1 protein-coding gene is annotated in these 908 nt (G+C 57.8%); it reads left to right on the plus strand.

The features are described from left to right. Positions 1-102 precede the first annotated feature (102 nt). Positions 103-908: IS30 family transposase (locus CHL76_RS16690; RefSeq protein ID WP_094909178.1), on the plus strand; the 806-nt coding region annotated here is incomplete at its 3' end.

Below are 908 nucleotides of genomic sequence, written 5' to 3' on the forward strand. Positions count from 1 at the left end.
CTTGAATTGTAATATTAAGCGCAACACGTAAAAAATAAAAAACACCCATGGTATCCCTGGGTAAAATGAAAGTACCACCAAACACTCACACGGAGGGATACCATGAGCTACTCTCATCTTACCATGATCGAACGCGGACAACTAGAGGCTCTGACGAGCCTTCACTGGTCCATCCGGCGAATGGCGGCTTTTCTGGGCCGACATCCATCGACTATCTCCCGGGAACGCCGGCGCCAGGCATCCTCCGATACCTATCAGGCCGCTCAGGCGCAGGAAGCTTATCATCAACGGCGGAAAGCCTGTGGGCGAAGAGGCAAARCGACGCCCGAGCTGCTTCAAGCCATTACTCATCATCTCCATGCCACCTGGTCGCCCGAACAAATCGCCCGGTACGCCCCGGAGGTTACGGTGGGATGCGGGACGATCTATCGATGGCTGTATCAGGGGTTATTGGCGAAGGGAGACCTGCGCTGCCTCCGCCAGAAAGGCAAACGGAAGAAGGTACGGGAAACCCGTGGCCGTTTCACGGTCGGCCGGCGTATCGAGGAACGCCCCGCCGCGGTCGAGACCCGGCAAACCTTTGGCCACTGGGAAATGGATACCATTGTTTCCTCCCGTGGAAAAAGCAAGGGCTGCCTGGTGACGCTCACCGAACGCAAAAGCCGGTACCTGTTAGCTGCTCCCATGCCGGACCGGCGGTCCGGGACCGTARCCACTGCCGTGGAAACGCTGATGGACCARTATCCCCGTGGTGTCTTTGAAAGCATAACGGTGGATCGGGGCAAAGAATTCGCCTGTTTTCCCGCCCTCGAAGCCCGGGGCGTGCCCGTCTATTTCGCCGACCCCTATGCCGCCTGGCAGCGGGGAACCAATGAAAATGCCAACGGCCTTCTGCGGGAATTTTTCCC

Source organism: Marinococcus halophilus, assembly GCF_002265875.1.
Classification (GTDB): Bacteria; Bacillota; Bacilli; order Bacillales; family Marinococcaceae; genus Marinococcus; species Marinococcus halophilus.